Genomic DNA, 4331 nt, shown 5'->3' on the forward strand with positions numbered 1-4331 from the left:
TTGAGCAGTATCACAGAGCGATCAAACAAGTTTGCCATATCGAGCATTTTCAGGTTCGCAGTGAGCGACCGGTGAGAAATCACATATTCGCCAGCCTATTGAGTTTTGTTTATCTTCAGAAAATGCAGATAGCACCACTACTGTCCGGTTAAGCATTTTTTAGCTCCAAAAAATTCTGAACCGGCGGTGTGACAGAGGCTCTCTGCTCCGGAGGGTCGCTTAATAAATCAGCGATAGAGCGTCTCACCATCAGGTTCAGATTAACCTTCCGTGCTATTTGTTGAAGGGTTGATTTAACTGGGTAATTTAGTTGAACCAATCGCAGTAAAAGATACGCAATCATGGCGGTCAAAATCTGGATTTTCACCGCATTCTCGCTCCTGCCAATAAACCGTTTGATCTTCAGGTTCTGCTTAATCCACTTGAAAAATAACTCGATCTGCCAACGTGATTTGTACAAAACGGCGATCTCGGCAGCCGTTCTATCAAGATCGTTACTGATAAAAACCAGTAATTTTCCGTCTTCCTCCCGACGAATTTTGACTCGTCTGAGATCCGTTGGGCAGTCCTTTCTAGCTTTATCTGAAGAGAGCCTGATGACTTGATCTTCCAGGATAAAATCGTCTGTGATTTCACGGGTTTCAATGACTGTGTAAACAGCAGAGCTTTTCATCCTGCCAACAAAAAGCGTACCTTGATTGGTCATCTCGTAGTACCAGCTGTAATCATCATAGGCTCGATCAAAAACGTAGGTAACACCTGCCATGATGGGCAGATTCTGTGCGGCTTTGCGGTCATTCACTTTAGCAGTGGTCAGTTCAAAAAAAGTCGGTGTATCGGCATCAGGATCGTAAACCGTGTGAAGCTTTATGCCGCCTTTGGTTTTCCGAAAATGCGCCCACTCAAACTGATTAAGGTTCAAGTCAATCGTAGTGGAATTAATCAGACGAACCATATCGTTGGCCGCGCCACGAGGCAGATGTTTTCTGACCTTTTGCAACAGAAAGAAAAAAGTTGCTGTAAAAATGCTGGCAGAGCGCTGATTGTTGGCATCAGACAATGACGAACGCTTTATCTGGGAAACCCCTAAATGATAATGGTGATTGTGGTTGGCGTTAAAGTTTTCCACCAAATCCCGGATGGATATCCGGCTGGTAAGCGGCACAAATATCATGGCGACTAGCTGTGTCCAGCACGACAGCTTTCTGGCTCTGTGGTCTCCATTATGTCGGTCAACGACCTTTTGAAATGGGTGGCGGGGTATTGCCTTGAGCAACTGTTGAAAAACATTGTTATTATGCTTCATGCCTGTCCTTTTGTTTTGCCAGAAAAGCTGTCTTGACAACCGCTATTCTTACGCAAAGCAATAAGGACGGGCTCTCTAAAGCTTTCCCAATTTTTTAACCGGACAGCAGTGGCTCGAAATAGACTTTACTGACATCTAGATTAAAGAGTGCATCCACGCCCTCCCTAGAACTTTGTCGTTTAAATGCTCTGGCTCAATCCCGTCTCTGATCGATTTGTCGAGGGGTTTATTGGCGAAGAACTGGGGGAACATGTGGAGAGACTGGCCCGTGAAACTAGGCTGTTGATAATCATCGCAACAACGGCTTCACCGTAGGAAGTGTTCCATTCGTCAGATATTTTGGGTGCACGTTTGTCGATAGGATCGGCAGTTCCCAGCTCTTTGCACATTCCAGCCACCAGACCGAGGTGATCCATGGCCTGAGAGCGATATTGAACAGGAGGCATAAGACGATTTCCTGATATTTGTTTATCTGATAAATAGCAGGTTTCAGGAAAATCTCAGGTTAGGTGGTGAATGTCGGTTACAAAGACTCATGAAAGATATTGAAACCAGTAAGATTGATGTGGTGGTTCTGTATAAGGTGGATCGACCTACCGGGTATGATCTGAAAACACGCATGACTTTCACCTGATTATTCGTCCCCTACAGAGATAGCACAGCGGATGGTATGGTGCGAAATCTGATTGACAGCCCGAAGCCATCACAACAATGCCTTCAGTGGCTTTAACTCGCCTTTAAAACTATTAGGTTCCATTTTTTGAACTTTTCTCAGCAAAGACGAATTCTCCTGAATCGCCTGCTTTATGACTTCAGCACCATGCATTTCAAGCTGATCCTTAAGCCCTTGTGATGCATTTTCTGTCCTGAAAGCCTTATTCAGCGCCCACCGAATATCTATTGCTATATCCTTTGCCGTTTTCTGTGGATCGGTATCTGTGCTTTGGGTTTGTGTTGTTGCTTCAGGGTCCGTGGTTTTCTCCTGTTTCACGTTAAGCTCTTCGATATTGAAACTATCGGGAAAAGGGAAGGATAAAACAATTTGTTGGGCATTGCATGGCCAGTTATCGGGAAGTTGGACTTGCATGACGCCCCTCCTCTGTCGCTGGCGTTTTCTTACTGATTTGTTCGAATCACCTGCAGGGGAGGGCTTTCCCGACCCGGAAAAAAAACAGTATTTCAAAACAATGATGACGGCTATACCGGAAAACCCCGCCAATAATGCCGGCAGGTAATACGCATTTGTTCTGCCAATGTGCCTGCAGGACAATTTATGCCAAGTCAGTCCAATCTGCTGGCTGTCTAATATCATTTGTGTAAAGCTAACATCATTGAGAAATCCCAGTCCATCATTCATGATGGCTACATATACCCCCCTGTCAAGATAAAATACTGACGAAATTATAATTTCTTTCCTTCTATCCCCCAAAACCCATAGACAGCCTGTCACATGGTTTTTTTCACCAGAATAGAGTTCTTCTACAATACTCCAGGGAGTTGAAATCCATTTTTTGTGAGGATTGATGTCTTGCAGAAGCCAGCCTGCTCTTTTGAGCCCATAGTTTAGTTTTCCAGCACCATACTTATGAAAGCTCTTCCTGTAGTTACCATTAATATAGGCGTTTATTCTCTCTATAATCTGCATAGCTTCAGGATTGTCTTCAAACCCCATGGTGGCATCATTATCAGGAGATCCTGATCTTACTCTGAAATCAAGTCTTACATTTTCCGGAACCTCGGGTTTGAGGCCATAGAGCTCTGCTCCATCAGCAGGGTTTGTGATACGCAGCAAAGAGAAAGGAACAGAATATTCATTTATCTTATAGGTTATCGCATGCGGCTGGTAATCATGCTCGATGATGAAACTGATTACTTCACTCTCTGCAACCCGGAATGAAAAAACAGAAATCAGCGCAATAAACCATAGTTTCAGGTAGTCTCTTTTCATCCTTTGCCATCCCGCCAGAGAGTGATTTGGGTTCCGCGTTGCAAATATTTTGATAGATCATAAAGGCCTATCTTCAAAACAATTACGATGCCAGAGAATAAAAGTATTCCCAGACATTGGTGGATTCGGTTTTGTCATACTAATGCGGGTCATATGGCACAGCTCAACCCCTTTCAGAATTCTCCGGGCAGTCTTGAAACTCTGGAACCCCGGCATCGGCTTTGCCCGCTGTTTGATCCTCCGGTGATCCTGCTCTACCAGGCTGTTCAGGTATTTGATCTGCCGGATCTCAATGCCTGTCTCACCAGCCTTTTCCTGCTCTTCATTCAGGTCATTGAGCACTGCGGTATTGGTCCCGCTTCCTGGTTAACAGGAAGTCCACGGTGTCGCCCTCCTTGTCCACGGCCCAGTAAAGGTAGACCCACTCACCTTTCACCTTGATGCAGGTCTCGTCCATTCGCCAGGAAATGCCACAGACCTTGCGTCGTTTACGATGTTCGGCTTCCAGCTGTGGGGCGTACTTCTGTACCCAACGGTACGGGGTGGTATGGTCAATCTCGACGCCACGCTCCTCCAGTATCTCTTCCAGGTCCCGGTAATTCAGGCTATATCGCAGGTACCAGCGGACAGACTGGAGGATAAGATCTTTGGGATAATGGCGTCCGGAGAAACCCATGGCGAGAACTGAACTGCATTGCAATGACAGACTATCAAGGTAGCACGTTTTGGGTAAGGTATGACTTTGCAACACAACCCATTCTGTATCCTGTGAGTTCTGTATCAAAGCCCATCATGCCCTCTGATCACCTTTTGGAAAGCTTAATAATAGACAAAGAAATCTTTTAAAAAAACTCGCCGACCGTTCCCCGCACATATCGCTACCAAAGTGTGTCCAAAATCGTTCCTGGCGATTTTGTCGAACCTTCGACCGCTCGGTTCGTAGCCGAGTACCTGAATCCGTGATTTCTTGATTAGAGAGAGGTTTCTCACCTCCTGAATGCATGAAACCTACAGAATAGGGTTTTGATTTTTTGTTATTCGCCAAAGAAGGGTAAAACAGACGCAGAAGATCAATGC

At 45.3% G+C, this 4331-nt stretch carries 3 protein-coding genes and 3 pseudogenes; 1 reads left to right on the forward strand and 5 read right to left on the reverse strand.

The window, feature by feature from the left end; genetic code table 11:
• Window positions 1-128: pseudogene (locus ACR2PX_RS00640) on the forward strand (IS701 family transposase); the annotation flags it as partial.
• 20 nt (window positions 129-148) lie between these two features.
• On the opposite strand, the gene ACR2PX_RS00645 reads toward ACR2PX_RS00640, so the two are convergent.
• The 5 genes and pseudogenes from ACR2PX_RS00645 to ACR2PX_RS00665 form a co-directional block, all read right to left on the reverse strand.
• The gene (locus ACR2PX_RS00645) at window positions 149-1306 is read right to left on the reverse strand and encodes an IS4 family transposase (RefSeq protein ID WP_433997437.1); all 1158 of its coding nucleotides are present in this window, start codon (window positions 1304-1306) and stop codon (window positions 149-151) included.
• A 112-nt stretch (window positions 1307-1418) separates the two neighbouring features.
• A pseudogene (locus tag ACR2PX_RS00650) lies at window positions 1419-1752 on the reverse strand (DUF4277 domain-containing protein); the annotation flags it as partial.
• 257 nt (window positions 1753-2009) lie between these two features.
• The gene (locus tag ACR2PX_RS00655; protein ID WP_433997438.1) at window positions 2010-3254 is read right to left on the reverse strand and encodes a hypothetical protein; all 1245 of its coding nucleotides are present in this window, start codon (window positions 3252-3254) and stop codon (window positions 2010-2012) included.
• A 57-nt stretch (window positions 3255-3311) separates the two neighbouring features.
• A pseudogene (locus ACR2PX_RS00660) lies at window positions 3312-3930 on the reverse strand (IS6 family transposase).
• A 114-nt stretch (window positions 3931-4044) separates the two neighbouring features.
• Window positions 4045-4331: hypothetical protein (locus ACR2PX_RS00665; protein ID WP_433997439.1), on the reverse strand; the 287-nt coding region annotated here is incomplete at its 5' end.

Source organism: Endozoicomonas sp. (genome assembly GCF_051008435.1).
Taxonomy (GTDB): domain Bacteria; phylum Pseudomonadota; class Gammaproteobacteria; order Pseudomonadales; family Endozoicomonadaceae; genus Endozoicomonas_A.

Excerpts from the sequence above, each read along its gene's own strand:
- ACR2PX_RS00655 (WP_433997438.1), bottom strand. The coding sequence starts at position 3,254 with ATGAAAAGAGACTACCTGAAACTATGGTTTATTGCGCTGATTTCTGTT.
- ACR2PX_RS00645 (WP_433997437.1), bottom strand. The coding sequence starts at position 1,306 with ATGAAGCATAATAACAATGTTTTTCAACAGTTGCTCAAGGCAATACCC.